17 protein-coding genes are annotated in these 17,857 nt (G+C 68.4%); 9 read left to right on the top strand and 8 right to left on the bottom strand.

Annotated features, from left to right (window positions below; translation table 11 throughout):
* Positions 1-176: 176 nt before the first annotated feature.
* The 3 genes from I5803_RS13865 (at position 177) to I5803_RS13855 (ending at position 3,633) form a co-directional block, all read left to right on the top strand.
* On the top strand, positions 177-2,117 hold the full coding sequence (locus I5803_RS13865; RefSeq protein ID WP_196986932.1) for a sensor histidine kinase: 1,941 nt from the start codon (positions 177-179) through the stop codon (positions 2,115-2,117).
* A gap of 21 nt (positions 2,118-2,138) precedes the next feature.
* Positions 2,139-2,951 carry a metallophosphoesterase gene (locus I5803_RS13860; protein ID WP_196986931.1) on the top strand — a complete coding sequence of 271 codons (813 nt, stop codon included), beginning with the start codon at positions 2,139-2,141 and terminating at the stop codon, positions 2,949-2,951.
* Between the two features lie 136 nt (positions 2,952-3,087).
* Positions 3,088-3,633 (top strand): hypothetical protein, encoded by a 546-nt coding sequence (locus I5803_RS13855; protein WP_231402420.1) that lies wholly within the window; start codon positions 3,088-3,090, stop codon positions 3,631-3,633.
* Between the two features lie 13 nt (positions 3,634-3,646).
* Here the strand turns inward: I5803_RS13855 and I5803_RS13850 are convergent, their stop codons facing one another.
* Positions 3,647-4,561, bottom strand: a complete 915-nt coding sequence (locus I5803_RS13850) for a LysR family transcriptional regulator ArgP (protein ID WP_196986929.1) — start codon at positions 4,559-4,561, stop codon at positions 3,647-3,649.
* Positions 4,562-4,653: 92 nt separating this feature from the next.
* Here I5803_RS13850 and I5803_RS13845 point away from each other — a divergent pair, with 92 nt between their 5' ends.
* Positions 4,654-5,988 (top strand): D-amino acid dehydrogenase, encoded by a 1,335-nt coding sequence (locus I5803_RS13845; RefSeq protein ID WP_196986928.1) that lies wholly within the window; start codon positions 4,654-4,656, stop codon positions 5,986-5,988.
* On the opposite strand, the gene I5803_RS13840 is transcribed toward I5803_RS13845, so the two are convergent.
* The 5 genes from I5803_RS13840 to I5803_RS13820 form a co-directional block, all read right to left on the bottom strand.
* Positions 5,964-6,758, bottom strand: coding sequence for a molybdopterin-binding protein (locus tag I5803_RS13840; RefSeq protein ID WP_196986927.1), 795 nt, complete (start codon positions 6,756-6,758; stop codon positions 5,964-5,966). The two genes, I5803_RS13845 and I5803_RS13840, sit on opposite strands and share 25 nt — an antisense overlap.
* Complete coding sequence (locus I5803_RS13835) at positions 6,755-7,567, bottom strand: cytochrome b/b6 domain-containing protein (RefSeq protein ID WP_231402419.1); 813 nt, start codon at positions 7,565-7,567, stop codon at positions 6,755-6,757. Before I5803_RS13835 ends, I5803_RS13840 begins: the two co-directional genes overlap by 4 nt.
* Positions 7,568-7,666: 99 nt before the next feature.
* Positions 7,667-8,923, bottom strand: a complete 1,257-nt coding sequence (locus I5803_RS13830) for an acyl-CoA dehydrogenase family protein (protein WP_435520855.1) — start codon at positions 8,921-8,923, stop codon at positions 7,667-7,669.
* A gap of 20 nt (positions 8,924-8,943) precedes the next feature.
* The gene (locus tag I5803_RS13825; RefSeq protein ID WP_196986925.1) at positions 8,944-9,729 is read right to left on the bottom strand and encodes an alpha/beta fold hydrolase; all 786 of its coding nucleotides are present in this window, start codon (positions 9,727-9,729) and stop codon (positions 8,944-8,946) included.
* Positions 9,726-10,760, bottom strand: coding sequence for a 2,5-dihydroxypyridine 5,6-dioxygenase NicX family protein (locus I5803_RS13820; RefSeq protein WP_196986924.1), 1,035 nt, complete (start codon positions 10,758-10,760; stop codon positions 9,726-9,728). Before I5803_RS13820 ends, I5803_RS13825 begins: the two co-directional genes overlap by 4 nt.
* Before the next feature lie 50 nt (positions 10,761-10,810).
* Here I5803_RS13820 and I5803_RS13815 point away from each other — a divergent pair, with 50 nt between their 5' ends.
* Genes I5803_RS13815 through I5803_RS13805 form a run of 3 tightly spaced genes read left to right on the top strand, consistent with a single transcriptional unit; the run spans position 10,811 to position 12,687 of the window.
* Positions 10,811-11,326 carry a flavin reductase family protein gene (locus I5803_RS13815; RefSeq protein WP_196988563.1) on the top strand — a complete coding sequence of 172 codons (516 nt, stop codon included), beginning with the start codon at positions 10,811-10,813 and terminating at the stop codon, positions 11,324-11,326.
* Between the two features lie 8 nt (positions 11,327-11,334).
* Complete coding sequence (locus I5803_RS13810; RefSeq protein ID WP_196986923.1) at positions 11,335-11,760, top strand: MarR family winged helix-turn-helix transcriptional regulator; 426 nt, start codon at positions 11,335-11,337, stop codon at positions 11,758-11,760.
* Between the two features lie 27 nt (positions 11,761-11,787).
* Positions 11,788-12,687 carry a DMT family transporter gene (locus tag I5803_RS13805; protein ID WP_196986922.1) on the top strand — a complete coding sequence of 300 codons (900 nt, stop codon included), beginning with the start codon at positions 11,788-11,790 and terminating at the stop codon, positions 12,685-12,687.
* Here I5803_RS13805 and I5803_RS13800 read toward each other — a convergent pair.
* Entirely contained in the window at positions 12,684-13,730 is a 1,047-nt protein-coding gene (locus I5803_RS13800) for an aromatic ring-hydroxylating dioxygenase subunit alpha (RefSeq protein ID WP_196986921.1), read from the bottom strand. The genes I5803_RS13805 and I5803_RS13800 overlap by 4 nt on opposite strands.
* 4 nt (positions 13,731-13,734) lie before the next feature.
* On the bottom strand, positions 13,735-15,738 hold the full coding sequence (locus I5803_RS13795; RefSeq protein ID WP_196986920.1) for an acetoacetate--CoA ligase: 2,004 nt from the start codon (positions 15,736-15,738) through the stop codon (positions 13,735-13,737).
* 61 nt (positions 15,739-15,799) lie between these two features.
* On the opposite strand from I5803_RS13795, the gene I5803_RS13790 reads away from it, so the two are divergent.
* Both I5803_RS13790 and I5803_RS13785 read left to right on the top strand, forming a co-directional pair.
* Positions 15,800-16,225 carry a DUF6165 family protein gene (locus I5803_RS13790; protein WP_196986919.1) on the top strand — a complete coding sequence of 142 codons (426 nt, stop codon included), beginning with the start codon at positions 15,800-15,802 and terminating at the stop codon, positions 16,223-16,225.
* Positions 16,206-17,846, top strand: coding sequence for a tetratricopeptide repeat protein (locus I5803_RS13785; RefSeq protein WP_196986918.1), 1,641 nt, complete (start codon positions 16,206-16,208; stop codon positions 17,844-17,846). The genes I5803_RS13790 and I5803_RS13785 overlap by 20 nt, the downstream gene beginning before the upstream one ends.
* Positions 17,847-17,857 lie beyond the last annotated feature (11 nt).

The following is a 17,857-nucleotide window of genomic DNA, read 5'->3' as shown; positions in this document are numbered from 1 at the left end:
GAGACTTTCAGGACGGCGGATGAGCCGGATGCACCAAGAATAAGGGTTTTCCCTAGGGTTACAAGCCCAAAAGCGCATGCACTCCATGCCCGTCGTGCATCACCCGGTCCGCGCGGCGCATGGCGCAGGTCGATAGTTCTCTCATTGATCGGGCTGGCAGGCGCTATGCTCCGGCGATGAGCGCGCAGTCCAGCTCCGATGCTTCCTCGCAGGCCGCCCAGTGGCTCGATCCCCTGGGCCGCGCCATCGACGAGATGATGTGGGCGTGGTCGCCGGTCGACGGGTGGATCGTCTACACCAACCCCGCGTTCGAGCGCTTCTGGGGCGTCAGCGCGAAGGGCCTGCCCCACGGGCACGACGCCTTGATCGACCGCATGCACCCGGAGGACCGCGAACGGATGCGGCGCGCGCGCGACCAGTTGCCCGAGGCGGGCTACAGCGACGAGTTCCGCACCGCAGTGGCGGCGACCGCCGACCGGCCCGCGCGGACGGCGCGGATCCGCGAACAGGCATTCGTCGCCAACGGGCCGGCCGGGCAGCCCTACGTCGTGCACGTGGCCCGCGACGTCAGCTGGCAGTTCGACACCAGCGCGCAACTGCGGGAGGAAGCCTCCCGCCGCACCGACGCCGAGCGCAGCCTCAACGACGCGACGCAGCGCATGCAGGCGCTCATCGCGAGCGCGAACGACGCGGTCATCACGATCGACGAGAAGAGCAGCATCGTCGACTGGAACGAAGCGGCGGAGCGGATGTTCGGCTTCCGTCGCGACGAGGCCCTGGGCAAGCGGCTCACCGACATGATCATCCCCGTCGCGTTCCGCAAGCATCACGACGAGGGGATCGCGCGCTTCCTGCGCGACGGCACCGCGCCGATCTTCAACCGCCGCGTCGAAACCCTGGCGCTGCGGCGCAGCGGCGAGGAATTCCACGCCGAACTCTCGATCTGGCCGGTGAAGACGGGCGAGGGCTATACCTTCAGCTCGTTCATCCGCGACATCTCCCGGCGCAAGGCCAACGAGAAGGCGCTGGCCGAATCGGAAGCGAAGTACCGCAAGGTGGTCGAGAACGTGAACGAGGGCATCCTCGTGACCGCCGGCGGCCGCATCCTCTACGCGAACCCGCGCGCGCTGCAGCTCACCGGCATGGACGACGAGACGGCGAAATCCAAGCCCTTCATCGAGTTCATCCATCCCGACGACCGCGAACGCGTGCTCGGCAACCACACGCGCCGCCTCAAGGGCGAACCGGTGGAAAACCACTACCAGTTCCGCGTGATCCATGCGAATGGCGACACGCGCTGGCTCGAGATCAGCGCCGTGCTGTTCGAGTGGCAGAACACGCCCGCCACGCTCAACTTCCTCACTGACGTCACCGAGCGCCGCCAGGCCGAGCAGGACATGCGCACGGCCCTCGCGCGCGAACGCGAGCTGTCCGAGCTGAAGTCGCGCTTCGTCGCGGTCGCCTCGCACGAATTCCGCACGCCGCTCGCGGCGATCCTGTCCTCCATCGAATTGCTGGACGACTACGGCCCGCGGCTGCCCGAGGGCGAGCGCAAGGAGATCGTCGGCCTCATCAAGAACGCCGTCGCGCGCATGAACAAGATGGTGGAGCAGGTGCTCGTGACGAGCCGCCTGGAATCGGGCCGGTTCCGCTTCGAGCCGCAGGCGCGCAACATCCCGCAGCTGCTGGTGCAGGTCGCGGCCGAGATGGACCAGTCGCACGAGCAGGCGTCGCGCATCACCATGCAGTGCGAAGGCGCAGACCAGCCGCGTATGGTCGACGCCAAGCTGGTGAGCCACATCCTGGTGAACCTGCTGGGCAACGCGCTCAAGTACTCGCCGCCGGACACGCCGGTGACCTGCGTCGCCAGCGCGGACGGCGACCGCCTGCGCTTTTCCATCACCGACCGCGGCATCGGTATTCCGCCCGCGGACCTGCCGCGCCTCTTCGAATCCTTCCACCGCGGCACCAACGTGGGGAACATCCAGGGCACGGGCATCGGCCTGCACATCGTGAAGGAATGCGTCGAGTTGCATCGCGGCAGCATCGACGTGCGCAGCGAGCCCGGCGAAGGCACGACCTTCGAGGTGCGCCTGCACGCGCCCCCGGCGTCCTGAGCGGACCCGCACAATGGCCGGATGAAAATCCAGCTGATGTCCGACCTGCACCTCGAGGTGCACCCGCACTATCGGCCCACGCCCGCGCCCGGCGCGCAGCTCCTGGTGCTCGCCGGCGACGTCGGCTCCTACCAGGCGGGCAGCCAGTTGCAGGGCGACGACTTCGGCCTCGAACGCTTTTCCCCGCGCCATGGCTGGCCCGTGCCCGTGCTCTACGTGCCGGGCAACCACGAGTACGACAACCTCGATTTCGACGCCACGCACGCCCGCCTGCGCGACACCTGCGAGCGGCTGGGCATCACCTGGCTCGAACGCCGGACGGCCGTGGTCCAGGGGGTGCGCTTCATCGGCACCACGCTGTGGGCGGATTTCGACGCGCTCATCACCGACGCGGACCGCGTTTCGCCGACGCTGTGGATGAAGAAGCGCGAAAAAGCCTATCGGGCCGCCAACTTCTATTTGCAGAAGACGGGCACCACGCGCGCCGGCGAACCCATGCTCGCACCGCAATGGCGCGAACTCGCGCTCGAATGCGAGGCGTGGCTGCGCGCGGCGCTGGCCGAACCCTTCGACGGCACGACGGTCGTCGTCACCCATTTCGCGCCCAGCCTCCTGAGCGCCGACCCGCGCTACGGGCTGACGCCAGGGACCGCCGGGTTCTGCAATTCGATGGATGGGCTGCTCCCCCTTGCCCGATGGTGGTTCCACGGGCACCTGCATTGCCAGCAGGACTATGTCGCCGGCGGCTGCCGCGTCGTCGCGAACACCCTGGGGTATGCCAAGCGCGGCGAGCAGGAAGGGTTCCGCGAGCATTTCGTGCTCGACGTCGCCTGATCGTGGTGCGCGCGGCGCGGCGTGAATCTTGCACGCCTGCAACAACTACCCCGAGTTCTTTACAAGCTGGACGTTTTCCCGGTGGGGTGGTCGTGGAACACTTCACCTTGCATCGGAGGCGCCAATGAAAAGAACAATGTGGACCCCTACCCTCGCATGGCTCGCGGCCGTGACGGGGGCCGTCGCATTGGCGGTCCTCGCCCCGAGCGAATCCAGCCTGCTGGGCCGCATGCCCACCGTGTCGGCCAAGCGCCTCGACCAGCAGAAGATGGTGCTTCCGCAGGGATTGCCGGCCGAACGCACCCTGGCCCTCGTCACCTTCACGCGCGGCCACCGCGTCGAGATCGACAGCTGGATCCAGGGCCTGCGCCTGGATCGCGACTCCTCCATCCCCTGGTTCCGCATGCCGGTGCTGAACGACCCCGGTACCGACAACGCCCGCGGCGACATCGAGAACAAGCTGCTCGCCCGCCATCCCGCCGAGAGCGATCGCTCGCGCCTCGTGCCGGTCTTCACGGACCGCGACGCGTTCATCCGCGCGGCGGGCCTGTCGGGCACCGAGCACGCCTGGGTGCTCGTGCTCAACCGCGAGGGCAAGGTGCTGGCCCGTGCCGAGGGCGGCTTCGACGAGGACAAGGCGCAGGCCCTGCGCCAGACCCTGCTCGCGCAGAACAGCGACTGAACGCTGCGCGCCTTCAGGGCGCGGCGAGCTGTGCGGCCGCGGCCTGCGTCAACGCGGCGGTCAGCGCGTCCAGCACTTCCGATTCGAGGTTCCAGCAGTGCCAGTAGAGCTGGATCGGCAAGGAACAGGACGGCGCCACGTTCACCAGGTCCCCCTGCGCCAGCAGGCCGCGCGCCAGGAGTTCCGGCACGACGCTCACCCCCCAGCCCGCCAGCACGGCGCGCACCTGGCCCTCCGAGCTGGGCACGAACAGCTGGTTCAGGGCGACGCGCTTGAGCCCGAAGCACTTGGCCACGAACTCGCTTTGCATGTCGTCCTTGCGGTTGAACGCGATGAAGGGGACGTCGCGGAACGCGTGCGGGCCGAAGCCCTCGGGAAAGCGCTCGCGCGCATAGTCCGCCCGCGCGACCGCGACATACCGCATCGCGCCGAGCGGCACCACCTTGCACCCGCGCAGCGCCTGCCTGAGCGTGGTGACGCAACCGAGGACCTGCCCCTCGCGCAGCCATTCCTGCGTGAAGTCCTGGTCGTCCGCGATGATTTCCATCGGGAGGCCCTGCCGCGCGAGTTCGTTGAGCGCGGGCAACGCCCAGGTCGCGATGCTGTCCGCGTTGATCGCGATCGACACGCGCTCCTCCTCCCTCGCGCCGCCCGTGGAGCTGGGCGCCAACTCCTTCAGGTCGCGCTCGAGGTCCGCGCGCAGCAGGCGCATCTGCTTGGTGTGCTTGAGCAGCAGGCGGCCTGCGGACGTCGGCTTGAGCGGCCGGCTGCGGACGATCAGCACCGTGCCGACCTGCGCTTCGAGCGCGCGCAAGCGCTGCGACACCGCCGATTGCGTGATGGAAAGGCGCTGCGCGGCGCGCTCGAAACCGCCTTCTTCGACGATGGCGGCGAGGCATTCCAGCGCGTCGGGATCGAACGTACTCATGAAAGTGGGCTTTCTTATAAGCAAGCCTGATGTTTTGCCTGAGAGTTTAATTTTTCTTTTATTGCACGACAAGCTGACGCAAACTCCGCGCCATGAAAGTCCTCGTCCTGGGCGCCGGCATCATCGGCGTCAGCACCGCCTGGCACCTGCTCGAACGCGGCCACGACGTGACGGTGGTCGACCGGCAAGCGGGCGCGGCGCAGGAGACGAGTTTCGCGAACGCCGCGCAGATCTCGGTGAGCTATTGCGAACCCTGGGCCAACCGGCACGCGCCGGCCAAGCTGCTCAAGTGGATGTTCCGCAACGACGCGCCGCTGCTGTTCCGCCCCCAGCTGGACTGGCAGCAATGGCGCTGGGGCCTGCAGTTCCTCGCGCAGTGCAATGACGCCGCCTTCGAGCGCAACGTGCGGCAACTCGTCGCCCTCGGCTCCTTCAGCCATGCGGCGCTGAAAGACGTCGTGCGCGCGACGGGCATCGACTACCAGCGGCTGGAACGCGGGATCGCCCACTACTTCACCGACCAGGCGTCGTTCGACGCGGCGGGGGACGCCGCGCTGCTGATGCAGAAGTTCGGCGTCCAGCGCCAGGTCGTGAGCCGGGACGAGTTGCTCGCGATCGAGCCCGCGTTCCAGTCGTTTCGCCACCGCATCGTCGGCGGCACGTTCACCGCGAGCGACGAGAGCGGCGACGCTCGGCGCTTCACCGAGCAGCTGGCCCAACGCTGCGCGGCGCGAGGCGCGCGCTTTCTCTACGGACACGATGTCGTGCGTTTGTCGAAGGCGGGCGGCGCGGTCGAATCGGTCACGGTACGCGACCGCAACACCGGCGTGTGGCGCGAGCTGCATGCGGGCGCGGTGGTCGTCGCCTGCGGCTCCTACAGCGCGCCCTTGCTTCGCACCGTCGGCGTCGACCTGCCGATCTATCCCGGCAAGGGCTACAGCGCGACGTTCCGGCTCCTGAAGCCCGCGCTCGCGCCCTTCGTCAGCACCATCGACGACGAGGTGAAGTGCGCGATGAGCCGCCTCGGCGACGAATTGCGCGTCGCCGGCACGATCGAACTCTCCGGCTACGACACGTCCCTCGAAACGCCCCTCGCCAAGGCGCGCTGCCGCATGCTGTCGCAGCGCATCGAGGAAGTCCTGCCCGGGGTCTGCGACACGCGCACCGAAGAAGACGGCGGCAACCCGCGCTTCTGGACGGGACTGCGTCCCGCGACACCGACCAACATCCCCTACATCGGCCGCACGCCGGTCGGCAAGCTCTGGGTGAACGCGGGCCACGGGACGCTCGGCTGGACGCACGGCGCCGGTTCGGGCAAGGCCATCGCGGAGTTGATCTGCGGCGCGCAGCCGGACATGGCCTTCGACTTCTACGGCTTCGCGAAAAATGGATTGTCGGGAACCTATATCCCGCCGTACCAGTTGTAGCCCTGGTCTTCCCAGTAGCCGCCGCGCCCGCCGCGCAGGGCGGCGAAGCTTTCCACCAGTTCGATGCGGTGCAGGTACTTCGGCTGCTTGTATCCCAGCTGCCGCTCGATGCGCGCGCGCAGCGGCGCCCCATTGGCGACAGGCAACGGTTTTCCGTTGAGCTCCCAGGCGAGGATCGTCTGCTCGTGAAATGCATCGTCCATGTCGATGCTCTCGTAGTACACGGTGTCCTCGTCGTCCGCGTCCATCTGGTCGAGGCAGTGGAACACCACGAATTTCGCTTCCGGCCGGACCTGCGCGAGTCCCAGCAGGTGCGACAGGCGCACGCCCTTCCACTGCCCGATGCAACTCCAGCCTTCCACGCAGTCGTGCCGGGTGATCTGCGTGCGCGTGGGCATCGCCTGCAACTCCTGCATCGTGAGCTCCAGCGGCTTGCCGACCAGGCCGTCGACCGTCAATCGCCAGTCCGCGAACCCGGTCGCGACCATCTCGGCATAGTCCTCTCCCGGGGGCATCGTCGTGCCGTTGGCCCGGAAGACCGGCGGAACGTCCGAAGGCGAAAACTCCTGCGCCATCGCGCGGCGCCCCAGTACGCGGTGCACGCTGTTGCTCAGCGACTCCGCGCTGCGCAGGATGTCCACCGCGGTGTCGTTGTGGCTGAGCGCGTCGCAGCCGGCGAGCCCGCCGGTCGCGGCGAGCGCCAGCCCCGCGCGCATGAAGCCACGCCGCTCGCGGCGCTGTTCGAATCGGGGTTTCGCAAGTTTCTTCATTTCGGCAGCCTCCAGTAACCGGTGACCATGGACCGCAGGTTGTTGACGAGGCCCGTGACGATCACCTCGAACAGGTGCACGAGCACGAAGGCGACCAGCAGCACCGCCGCGACGAAATGCAGCGTGCGCGCCGCCTGCCGCCCGCCCAGCAGGTCCACCCATCCGGGCGCGAAGGAATCCATCATCGGCGACATCGCCCAGCCACCGAGCACGATGAGCGGCAGCACGCCGAACACGATGGTGAGGTAGGCGATGTTCTGCAGGACGTTGTAGCGCCGCGCGTCCTCGCCGTGGGCATGGCGCAGCAGCAGGTGGTCCTTGACCGAACGCCCGATGCCGCGCCATTCGCCCCGCGTCGGCAGCATGTCGCGGCGCAGGTGCCCGCTGAAAATCGTCCACAGCACATAGGCGATGCCATTGACCACGAACAGCCAGGCGAAGAAGAAGTGCCACACGCGGGCCATCGCCAGCCATTGCGTGCCGGGAATCGTCGCCCACGACGGGAAGGCGCGCGCCGCGTACTCGCCATCCGCGCCGAGGGAGGTGCCCAGCACGCCGTGCGTGTCGAACTCCGCGCCGCCGATGCGGGTGACGCCGCGCCACTGGCCGTCCACCTGCTTTTGCGTGATCTGCATGATGCGGGTGGAGTCGCGCGAGTCCTGGCTCCAGTAGAGCGCCGGGTGGGCATTGAAGATCTGCAGCCCGCTCATGAGCAGGATGACCAGGCAGAGCACATTGATCCAGTGCATCACGCGCACGGGCAAGCGGTGCCGATAGAGGAGGGGTGGCGGGCGTACTGCAGGTTCCATGGGACCTCCGGGGGTGGGACAGACAGGGCGCCGTGGGCGCATCGACCCCGGTTGTCGGGGCCCGGCGCCGTTTCTTACAACCCGCCCCGCACGGCCACCCTACTCGTCCCGCTCGCCGGGCTCGTACAGGGTTTCGCGGCCCATGCGGTCCAGCACCAGTTCGGCGGTCCAGGGCAGCATCAGCGAGCCGCAGCGGCTGTCCCGGTAGAGCCGCTCGAGCGGCAGGTGCTTCATCATGCTCTGGCCCCCGCAGGTGCGGATGGCCAGCCGCGCGATGTCGTTCGCGCCTTCCATGACGCTGTACTGCGCCGCGTACAGGCGCATGCGCGCGTCCTTCGAGGGGTTCGGCCCAGCTTCGAGGATGGCGCGCGTGAAGAGGCTCTTCATCGATTCGAGCTGGATGCGCATCTGCGCGACCGCGACCTGCTTGGTCGGGTACATGCGGCGCTTCACGGGCGGCTCCCCCGGCACTTCCCCGCGCAGGTAGCTCACCGTGAAGTCGTAAGCCGCGTTCGCGATGCCGAGATAGGTGGGTGCGAGCGTGAAGAACATCGCGGGCCAGGTCTGCGCGCCGCGGAAGTAGATGCCGCGCGGCATCAGCTGTTCGTCGTCGGAGACGAACACCTCCTTGAAGCCGAGGTTGCGGCTGACCGTGCCCCGCATGCCGAGCGGGTCCCACTCGCCGCCGATGGTGAAGCCTTCGCTCGTGGCAGGCACCGCGAGATACAGGGTGTCGCGCGCGTCGGGCTTCTCGTCGCCCTTGTCCTCCGTGCACAGCACGCCGTAGTAGTCGGCGGCGCCGGAGAGCGAAGCGAAGATCTTGCGGCCGTTGACGACCCAGCCGCCATCGACCTTGCGCGCCGTCGTGCCGAAGGGCGCGCGGCCCGCGGCCGCGGCGCTGCCTTCGGAGAAGGGCTGCGCATAGATCGCGCCGTCCTGCACGACGCGGCGGAAATGCAGCTCGCGTCGGTGCGCATGCTCCGCGCGCTGCGCATCCGTCATCGCGATGCCGTCGGCCAGCACGCCCGTCCACATCGTCGAGCAGATGTGCATGTTGTAGGTGAGCGCGGTGGCCCCGCAAAACCGGCCGAGTTCCGCCGCGACCAGCATGTAGGTCGCGTAGTCGGCACCCAACCCGCCGTGATCCTTCGGGACGCACAGGGCCAGCAAGCCCGCCGTGCGCAGGTCCTCGTAGTTCGCCATGGGGAAGGCCGCCTCGCGGTCCCACTGCGCGGCGCGCGGCGCGAACTTCGTTCGCCCGAGCTCGTGGGCGAGCGCCAGCAGCGACCGCTGCTGCGCGGTGAAGGGCAGGTCGCCGACAGCGGGCGTGAATCCGAGCGCGGGCAGTGAGTCCATCGCCTTGTCCTTGTCCCCACCTAGTGCATCAACTCGCGCGGCAACGCGAGGAAGTTCAGCAGCATCCCGTCGAATTCGTCGGGCGCTTCCAGGTTCTGCAGGTGGCCGATCCCCGGCATCTCCAGGTAGGTGCTGTTGGCGATCGCATCGGCCATCTTCTTCATGACCGCCGGCGGTGCGTTCCTGTCGTGCTCGCCCGCGATCACGAGCGTCGGCACGCGGATCTGCGCAAGGGCTGCGCGCCTGTCGAAGGTGACCAGCGCCTCGAGCGCGCGCCGGTAGGTCGACGCGGGCACGAGGCCCATGCAATGCGCGGCGAGGCGCACGCCCTCGGGCAGCGAACCCGGCCCCACCATCTGGGGGACCAGCACTTGCGCGAGCTCGGCCATCGTCTTGCCCGCGTCCAGCGGCGCGGTGCGCTGCGCGATGAACTCGCGCTGCCACTGCCCGTCGGGCTTGCCGAAGGACGGCGACGTGCCGCAGAGCACCAGTTTGCTCACGAGCTCGGGTCGGCGCGCCATGACCTCCTGCGCGACCATGCCCCCCATGCTGTGGCCCACCAGCACGACGTCGCCGCACTGCAGGTTCTCGATGAGCGCGATGCAGCTTTGCGCGAGGCCCTTGAAGTTGTACGGCTCGATCGGCGCGCTGCGGCCGTAGCCCGGCATGTCCCATGCGATGGCGCGATAGCCCGACGAGGCGAGCGTCTCCACCTGCGGCGCGAACGACAGGTGGCCGCCGCCGATGCCGTGGAGCATCAGCACGGTGGGCCCGCCGCCCAGGACGGTGAAGGCGGGGGGATTCATGCGACCACCGCCCCCGCGTCCACCACGGCCACGCCGTCGAGCTCCACCGTGCAATGGCGCATGGGCAGGTCGAAGTGCCCGCGCGTGTGGCGCCCCGCGACTTCGTTCGCGCCCGTGCTGTAGAGGAAGTTGCCCGCGAAGGCGCGCAGCTCCGTGCCGTTGAAATCGCGCTTGTCGTACAGCGCCATGCTGTCCCAGCGCGCGGCGGCGTTCAGGCCATAGCCCACGTGGCTGACCGCGTACGCGTCGCGATCGCCCCACGCGTCGATGTAGCTGCGCATCAGCTGCGCGTCGACGCCGTCGCCCTCGATGCGGGTCACATAGTCGCCCTCGATGCGCAGCGTGACGGGCTGTTCGATGTAGCGCTTGAAGGTGAGGTTGACGTCGCCGGGCGCGAGCACCAGCGTGCCGTTGACGCTGGAGGCGGCGGGGAACGCGAGCGCCAGGCCGCCGGGCCAGTGCGTCATCGTGCCGGGCCGCGACGTGTAGCCCCAGTTGCCGCCGCAGGTCGCACCTTGCAGCGAGATGCGCAGGTCCGTGCCGGCGGGCGAGGCAACGCGCATCTCGCGCGCCGCGCGCAGCCGCTTGACGTGGTCCTTCACGAGCGGCTCGAGCGCGTCGCCGGGTACGAGGCGCGCGAGCGCTTCCGGATGCTCGTTGCTGATGTACACCACGCGGGCGCCGCCCTTCAGGATGGCGGGCAGTTCGGGCGCGTGCATCAGCCCTTCCACGGTGCAGTCGAGGACAAGCGTGCTCGCGGCCAGCGCGGCAATGACGGGAGGGGATTGCCGCAGTGCGCAAGAAGCGCCGGTCGAACGGACGGCGGGCCCGGGCTCGAAAGGCGTGGGCACCACGATGTCGAAGGTTTTGCAGCCCATCCGCTGCGCCGCGAACCGCGCGAGCGCCGGGAGTTCCGGGCGGCTGGTGCTTTCCCCCAGCACGGCCACGGTGTCGCCCGGCCGCAGCGCGCAGCGGGCCAGCACGGCCTCGAATGCGTGGACCCAGGCGGGCTCCAGGAGGGGTGGCAACATGGTCTCTCGCTTTCAGTCCATAATACATGAAAATTCATGCAACACCCGACATGACGCCGCCCAGGAAGGCCCAGCCGCCCAGCTTCTCGTCGCAGGAGTTCCGCGCGGCGCTCGGCATGTTCGCCACCGGCGTCACCATCGTCACGGCACGCACTGCGGATGGGCAGGTCATCGGCCTCACCGCCAATTCATTCAACTCGGTCTCGCTCGACCCGCCGCTCGTCCTGTGGAGCCTCGCGCAGGCCGCCGCGTCCCTGCCTGCCTTCCGCGCGGGCTCCCACTATGCGATCAACGTGCTGGCCAACGACCAGAAGGCGCTCGCCGAACGCTTCGCGCTCAAGGGCGCGGACCGCTGGAGCGGGGTGAACTTCACGGAAGGGCTCGCGGGCTCCCCGCTGCTCACCGGCGCCGCGGCCGCCTTCGAATGCTTCAACCGCAGCCGCTACGACGAGGGCGACCACGTCATCTTCGTCGGCGAGGTGGAGCGCTGCAGCTGGCGCGCGGGCGCCTCCCCCCTGCTCTTCCACGGCGGACGCTACTACACCGAGCATCCGGTGCAGGGATGAGGGCCGCCATGGCGCACCCACGTTTCGTGGATGGCTACCTGGGCTACCTGCTCGGCCAGGCGAACCACGCCCTCTACAAGGACTTCGATGCGCACGTGCGCGCAGCGGGCCTGAGTTCCATCGAATGGCGCGTGCTCGCCACGCTGCACGACGGCGACCCGGTGACCATCAGCCAGCTCGCGCACGAGGTCCTGTCCAAGCAGCCCACCGTCACCAAGCTCGTGCAGCGCATGAACGAGCAGGGCTGGGTGGCGCTGCAGGCGGACCCGGCGGACCAGCGCCGCACGCTGGTCGTCGCCACCGCCGCCGGCAAGCGCCTCGTGAAGCCGCTCGTCAACAAGGCGCGCACGCACGAGGCCGCCATGCTGCGCACGCTCGAAACCTCCGAAAAGGCGGCGCTGAAAAAGCTGCTCGCCAAGCTCGCACGCGGCTGAATGCGCGCGGCACGTAACATCGGGACGATGATCGAACGCAAGCATCACCTCGACGCGCTCGCCGTCTCCATCCTGCTGGCCTGCTGCCTCTTCTGGGGCTTCCAGCAGATCCTCATCAAGACCACCGTCACCGAGATTCCGCCGCTCTGGCAGGCGTCGATTCGTTTCGCCGGCGCCACGGTGCTGCTCTGGGCGTGGTGCGCGGCGCGTGGTGTGCGTCTCTTCGCGCGCGACCGCACCCTGTGGCCGGGCCTGCTCGCGGGCCTGCTTTTCGCGGGTGAATTCAGCTGCATCTATCTGGGCCTGCGCGACACCGCGGCGTCGCGCCTCACGGTGTTCCTCTACAGCTCGCCCTTCGTGGTCGCGCTGCTGCTGCCCCGCTTCGTGCCGTCGGAGAAGCTGCGCCTGGTCCAGTGGGCGGGGCTCGTCATCGCCTTCGCGGCGGTGGCCGTCGCATTCAGCGAAGGCTTCAACGGCCCGCACACGGCCAACCAGATGCGCGGCGACGCGTTCGCCATCGCGGCGGGCGTCTTCTGGGGCCTCACCACGCTCGTGATACGCGCGAGCGCGATGGCCACCGCCAGCGCGGAGAAGACCCTGTTCTACCAGGTGGCCGTCACCACCGTGGCGGCGCCCCTGCTGTCGCTGGCGCTCGGCGAGACCTGGTCGCTGCACTATCCCGCATGGGCCTGGGGCTCGCTCGCCATGCAGACAGTCGTCGGCGCCTTCGCCAGCTACCTCGCGTGGATGTGGCTGCTGCGGCACTATCCGGCCACGCAGATGTCGTCCTTCACCTTCCTCACGCCGGTGTTCGCGCTCGTGCTGGGCGTGGCGCTGCTGCACGAGCCGCTGACGGCGCAGCTCGTGCTCGCGCTGTGCGGGGTCGCCGTCGGGATCGTCCTGGTGAATCGCCGCAAGGCCGCCTAGGCTGCCGGCGCGCGCTCTTTCTCGATCAGCTGGTCCAGCGTCCGGCGGAAATGCGCGAGCGGCGCATCGGCCACCACCGCCAGCAGCTTGAAGTCCGGGTCTTCGTCCATCGCGCGCTGCTGCGCCTCGATGATGTGCTTGTCTTCCATGAAGCCCTCGATCAGGCTGGCATGCAGCGAGCGCGAGATGTTCGCATCGCCGCCCTCGAAGTTGTTCAGGTAGATCCAGAAGTGGTGCGTCGTCCTGTCCGTCTCCGGCGTCATGAACTGGCAGTTGCGGTATTCCTTCGCGCCGTCCATGTTGCCCTTGTCCGCGCCGGTGCCGGCAGGCGAGAACAGCGTGAACAGGAAGAAGTTGCCCGGGATGTGCATGTGCCCGATGTTGCGGCGGTCCACGTTCTGCGTCTTCTGCGCAGCCGGCAGCACCTTCTTGTGGAAGGGCGGCGGCGGCGCATCCATGTGCCAGCGCTCCACGCGAAAGCCCCGCTCGAGCCGCTCCATCATCAGCGGCTTGGTGACGTACGCATATTCCTCCGATCCCCCGAGCGTCTTCGTGTGCACGAAGGCCAGGTGCGCGAAGTCGCTCAGGTTGTCCACGATGAGCAGGTAATTCGCGTCGTAGTGCAGGTAGCCCGGGATGCCCTTCCATTGCGGCTCGCGCAGGTAGGGGAAGTCGAGGATGTCCTCGGGATCCGCCCGTTCGGGCTCGCCCATCCAGATCCACACGAGGTGGTCACGTTCCACGACCGGGTAGCTGCGCACGCCGAGCTTCGCCGGGATGTTGTCCTGCCCCGGGATCTGGATGCACTTGCCCGTCGCGTCGAACTTCAGGCCGTGGTACATGCAGCGGATGCAGTCACCCTCCCGCCGGCCGAGGGACAGCGGCGCACCGCGGTGGCAGCAGCGGTCCTTCAGCGCCACGACCCTGCCGCTGTCGCCCTTGTACAGGAGGATGCGCTCGTTCAGCAGCGTGCGCGCGAGCAGCCTGCCGTCGATGAGCTCGTGGTCCCAGGCGGCCACGTACCAGCAGTTCATGAGAAACATGGGTTCATCCTAGCCTTCTTGCGAGTGCGGCATACCAGTCCATGCAGGCCGGGTTGGCCATCGCATCGCGGTTCACGACTTTCTCCATCGGCTGCCCGAGCAGCAGCTTCTTCACGGGCAGCTCCTGCTTCTTGCCGGTCAGCGTGCGCGGGATCTCGGCCACCTGGAATATCTCGTTGGGAACGAACCGCGGCGACAGCGCCGTGCGGATCGCCCCGTTGATCTTCGCCTTCATCGCATCGTCCAGCGACACGCCGGGGCGCAGCACGACGAAGAGCGGCATGTAGCTCTCGCGTCCCAGGTATTCGAGGTCGACCACCATGGAGTCGAGCACCTCCGGCAATGCCTCGACCGCGCTGTACAGCTCGCTGGTGCCCATGCGCAGGCCGTGGCGGTTGATGGTGGCGTCGCTGCGGCCGTAGATGATGCAGCCGCCTGCCGGCGTGATCTTGAGCCAGTCGCCATGCCGCCATACGCCGGGATAGGTGTCGAAGTAGGAGGAGAGGTAGCGCTTGTTGCCTTCGTCGCCCCAGAAGTACAGGGGCATCGACGGGATGGGCTGCGTGCAGACCAGTTCGCCGACTTCGCCGATCACCGGCTCGCCGGCCTCGTTCCAGGCCTCGACTGCGCAGCCGAGGAGGCGGCATTGCATCTCGCCCGGAACGAGCGGCAACTCGCGGTTGCCGCCGATGAACGCGCCCGCGAAGTCCGTACCGCCGGAGATGTTGCACCACCAGATGCCCGGCGTTCCAAGCTTCTCGAATTGCGCGGTCCCCCAGCGTTGGGCGTCTTCGGACAGCGGCGAGCCCGTGGTCCCGAGGGCGCGAATCGCGCTCAAGTCGCCGCAGTCCTGCAAATCCAGGCCCGACTTCATGCAGTTGGCGAAGAACGCCGCCCCCGCGCCGAAGAAGGTCACGCCCGTCTCGGCTGCGAACCGCCACAGCACGGACCAGTCGGGTCTCTCCTTGCTGCCGCCCGGGTTGCCGTCGTAGATGCAGCAGGTGGTGCCATCGAGCAGGCCCGCGACGTTCGCGTTCCACATCACCCAGCCCGTGGAGCTGTACCAGTGGAAGCGTTCGCCACGCGAGTTCGCGTCGTAGCTGCAGCCGATGTCGTTGTGGAGGTTCTTGAGCACCAGCGCGACGATCACACTGCCGCCGTGTCCATGCACGATGGGCTTGGGCAGCCCCGTGGTGCCGCTGGAATAGACGATCCACAGCGGATGGTCGAACGGCAGCCACACCGGCTCGAAAGTGGCGGTCTGCGCGTCGTCGCGCGACGTCACTTGCTCCATCGGCGTCCACTCGCCTGTCGCAGCGGCCGATGCGCGCGCGCCGCCCAGGTGGTCATGGAGGATGAGGTGCCGCACGCTGGGCAGCGCGGCGCGCATCTCGGCGACGACGTCCATCCGGTCGAAATCGCGCCCGCCGTAGGTGACGCCGTCGCACGCGATCAGGACCTTGGGCTCGATCTGGCGGAAGCGGTCGAGCACGGCGGCCGTGCCCATGTCGGGCGCGCAGATGCTCCACACGCCGCCCACGCTCACCGTGGCGAGGAAGGCGACGATCGCTTCGGGAATGTTGGGGAGGTAAGCCGCCACGCGGTCGCCGGGCCGCAGCCCCTGCGCCTGCAGGTGCAGCGCCATCGAGGCGACCTGCCGCCGCAGTTCGGGCCAGCCCATCTCCCGGTGACGGCCCTTCTCGTCGCGGCTGATGACCGCCGGGCATCCCGCGGCATGCGCGCGATCCACGTGACGCAGGACCTGCTGCGCATAGTTGAACTGCGCGCCTTCGAACCACTTCGCCAGCGGCATCGGCGGGCCCGAGAGCACGGACGCGTGCGGCGTGGGCGAGCGCAGGTCGAAGTAGTCCCACACGCTTTGCCAGAACGCGGCCAGGTCCGCCACCGACCAGCGCCAGAGGGCCTCGTAGTCGTCGAAAACGAGGCCGCGCTCACGGTGCAGCCAGTCCTGGTAGCGCCGGATTTGCGGAACGTACGGAGGTCTCATGCCGCGAGGCTAGCACCTGCCCACCGCTTTTAGAATCGGTGAAAGCTTCACCAAGGCGCCCATGAAAGATCCCGTTCTGGTCCCGGTCTCCCCTGCGGAGCTGCTCGACAAGAAGACCATCCTCGAGGTCAAGCGCGAGCGCATCGTCGCGCCCGAGAAGCTCGCCAACGTGAAACGGGAACTGGCGCTGCTCACGGACATCGCCCGCGAGCTGCTTGCCCAGGTCGACCCGGCCTCGGGCGTTGCGCAACTGGAGGCGCAGTTGCTGCAGGTCAACCGCGAGATCTGGGACCTGGAGAACACCGTGCGCGCGTGCGAGCAGGCCAAGGACTTCGGCGAGGAGTTCGTGCGAACCGCGCGCAGCATCTACGCCAGCAACGACAGGCGCGCGGCGATCAAGCGGCAGATCAACCTCGCGCTCGGTGCCGAACTCATCGAGGAAAAGGAGCATCGCAAGGCGCCGCCGCATGGACAGCCGGCTGCTTGAGGCGCAAGCGCTGCTGCGCCAGGGGCAGGTGCAGCTCGCCGAGATCCTGTGCCGCCAGGCGGTCGCGGACGACGCGGGGCTCGCTCCGGGATGGGCCATGCTCGGTTCCATCGCGGCCTACAGGAAGGATTTCGCGCAGGCGGCCTCGCTGCTCGAGCGCGCCCTGGCCATCGACGCATCTTCCGCCGACATGCACTTTCGCCTCGGCGTGCTTCGCAACCAACTGGGGCAATGGGATGCCGCGCTGGCCGCATTCGACGCGTCGCTCGCGCGCATGCCCGGCGCGCCGCAGGCACTCAACTTGCGCGGCGAGGCGCTGGGGCACCTGGGCCGCTGGGAGGAAGCGCTCGCCAGTTTCGAGCAGGCGGTGGCGCAGTCGCCGGACTCCGCCGTCGCGCAGATGAACCTGGGCGTGAGCCTGTACGAGCTGTACCGTTTCGATGCCGCGCTTCACGCGCTGGAGCGGGCGCTCGCGCTCGCCCCCGACAACCTGGAGGTGCTCTTCAACCGCGCGAACGTGCTGATGGAACTCGACCGGTTCGACGAAGCGCTCGCCGGCTTCGAGCGCGTGCGTGCGCACCGCCCCGGCGACGTGCAGTTGCTCATGAACATCGCCAACACCTTGCGCGACCAGCACCGTTTCGACGAGGCGCTGCGCACCTACGCCCAGGCGCTCGCCCTCGCGCCAGACGATGCCGGACTGAACTGGAACCGCGCCCTGTGCCTGCTCACGGCGGGCGACTACGAACGCGGGTGGGCGGCGTACGAGTGGCGTTTTCGCGCCGGCAAACTCGGCAACGTGCAGCGCGGGATCGATGCGCCGAAGTGGACGGGAAGTGAGGACTTGCAGGGCAGGACGCTGCTCGTGCACGCGGAGCAAGGCCTGGGCGACACGATCGAGATGGCGCGCTACCTGCCGCTGCTTGCCGAGCGCGGTGCCAAGGTCGTGATGGAAGTGCAGCGCCCCTTGCTGCCGTTGTTCCAGTTCGCACGGGGCGCCACCCGGGTCGTCGGCCCCGGCGAGGTTGTGCAGGCAGACTTCCATTGCCCCATGCTGAGCCTGCCGCATGTTTTCGGGACCGGGCGCGGAAACATTCCCCCCGCGGTCGGCTGGCTGGCGCCGCCGGCGGACCTGGTGGCCCGCTGGAAGGACGTGATCTCCTCCCGTGCGGGCACCGGTCCCAACGTTGGGCTGGTGTGGTCCGGCAACCCCGGCTACGCCGGCGACCACCGGCGCTCCCTGTCGCTGGAACGGTTCCGCACGGCGTTGCCGGCCGGGCCGCGCTACTGGTGCCTGCAAAAGGACATCGCCGTGGCGGACGAACCCTCGCTGTCCGTCGACCCGGTCATCCAGCGATTCGCGGAGAACGACTTCCCGAACACCGCCGCGCAAATTGCCGCGCTGGACCTCGTCATCACGGTCGACACCTCCCTCATGCACCTGGCTGCCACGCTCGGCGCGCGGACCTGGCTATTGCTGCCCTTCACTGCGGATTTCCGCTGGGGAACGGACACGCAGGAATCGCCCTGGTATCCCGGCATGCGCCTTTTTCGCCAGCAGCGGGCCGGCGATTGGGCGCCGGTGCTGGCCGAAGTCCGCGCGGCGCTGGTCCAGGCCTGAGGAGGGCCTTT

The organism is Caenimonas aquaedulcis (assembly GCF_015831345.1).
GTDB classification, from domain to species: domain Bacteria; phylum Pseudomonadota; class Gammaproteobacteria; order Burkholderiales; family Burkholderiaceae_C; genus Ramlibacter; species Ramlibacter aquaedulcis.
Note: the sequence above shows the minus strand (reverse complement) of the source record. Positions and strands in the feature narration are given on the sequence as shown.

Bases quoted from the DNA above. Each gene is read 5' to 3' on its own strand.
- I5803_RS13810 (WP_196986923.1), top strand. From the start codon at position 11,335: ATGGCGCACCCACGTTTCGTGGATGGCTACCTGGGCTACCTGCTCGGC.
- I5803_RS13805 (WP_196986922.1), top strand. From the start codon at position 11,788: ATGATCGAACGCAAGCATCACCTCGACGCGCTCGCCGTCTCCATCCTG.
- I5803_RS13865 (WP_196986932.1), top strand. From the start codon at position 177: ATGAGCGCGCAGTCCAGCTCCGATGCTTCCTCGCAGGCCGCCCAGTGG.
- I5803_RS13790 (WP_196986919.1), top strand. From the start codon at position 15,800: ATGAAAGATCCCGTTCTGGTCCCGGTCTCCCCTGCGGAGCTGCTCGAC.
- I5803_RS13855 (WP_231402420.1), top strand. From the start codon at position 3,088: ATGTGGACCCCTACCCTCGCATGGCTCGCGGCCGTGACGGGGGCCGTC.
- I5803_RS13825 (WP_196986925.1), bottom strand. From the start codon at position 9,729: ATGAATCCCCCCGCCTTCACCGTCCTGGGCGGCGGGCCCACCGTGCTG.
- I5803_RS13835 (WP_231402419.1), bottom strand. From the start codon at position 7,567: ATGGAACCTGCAGTACGCCCGCCACCCCTCCTCTATCGGCACCGCTTG.
- I5803_RS13820 (WP_196986924.1), bottom strand. From the start codon at position 10,760: ATGTTGCCACCCCTCCTGGAGCCCGCCTGGGTCCACGCATTCGAGGCC.
- I5803_RS13840 (WP_196986927.1), bottom strand. From the start codon at position 6,758: ATGAAGAAACTTGCGAAACCCCGATTCGAACAGCGCCGCGAGCGGCGT.
- I5803_RS13815 (WP_196988563.1), top strand. From the start codon at position 10,811: ATGACGCCGCCCAGGAAGGCCCAGCCGCCCAGCTTCTCGTCGCAGGAG.
- I5803_RS13800 (WP_196986921.1), bottom strand. From the start codon at position 13,730: ATGTTTCTCATGAACTGCTGGTACGTGGCCGCCTGGGACCACGAGCTC.
- I5803_RS13795 (WP_196986920.1), bottom strand. From the start codon at position 15,738: ATGAGACCTCCGTACGTTCCGCAAATCCGGCGCTACCAGGACTGGCTG.
- I5803_RS13850 (WP_196986929.1), bottom strand. From the start codon at position 4,561: ATGAGTACGTTCGATCCCGACGCGCTGGAATGCCTCGCCGCCATCGTC.
- I5803_RS13845 (WP_196986928.1), top strand. From the start codon at position 4,654: ATGAAAGTCCTCGTCCTGGGCGCCGGCATCATCGGCGTCAGCACCGCC.
- I5803_RS13785 (WP_196986918.1), top strand. From the start codon at position 16,206: ATGGACAGCCGGCTGCTTGAGGCGCAAGCGCTGCTGCGCCAGGGGCAG.
- I5803_RS13830 (WP_435520855.1), bottom strand. From the start codon at position 8,923: ATGGACTCACTGCCCGCGCTCGGATTCACGCCCGCTGTCGGCGACCTG.
- I5803_RS13860 (WP_196986931.1), top strand. From the start codon at position 2,139: ATGAAAATCCAGCTGATGTCCGACCTGCACCTCGAGGTGCACCCGCAC.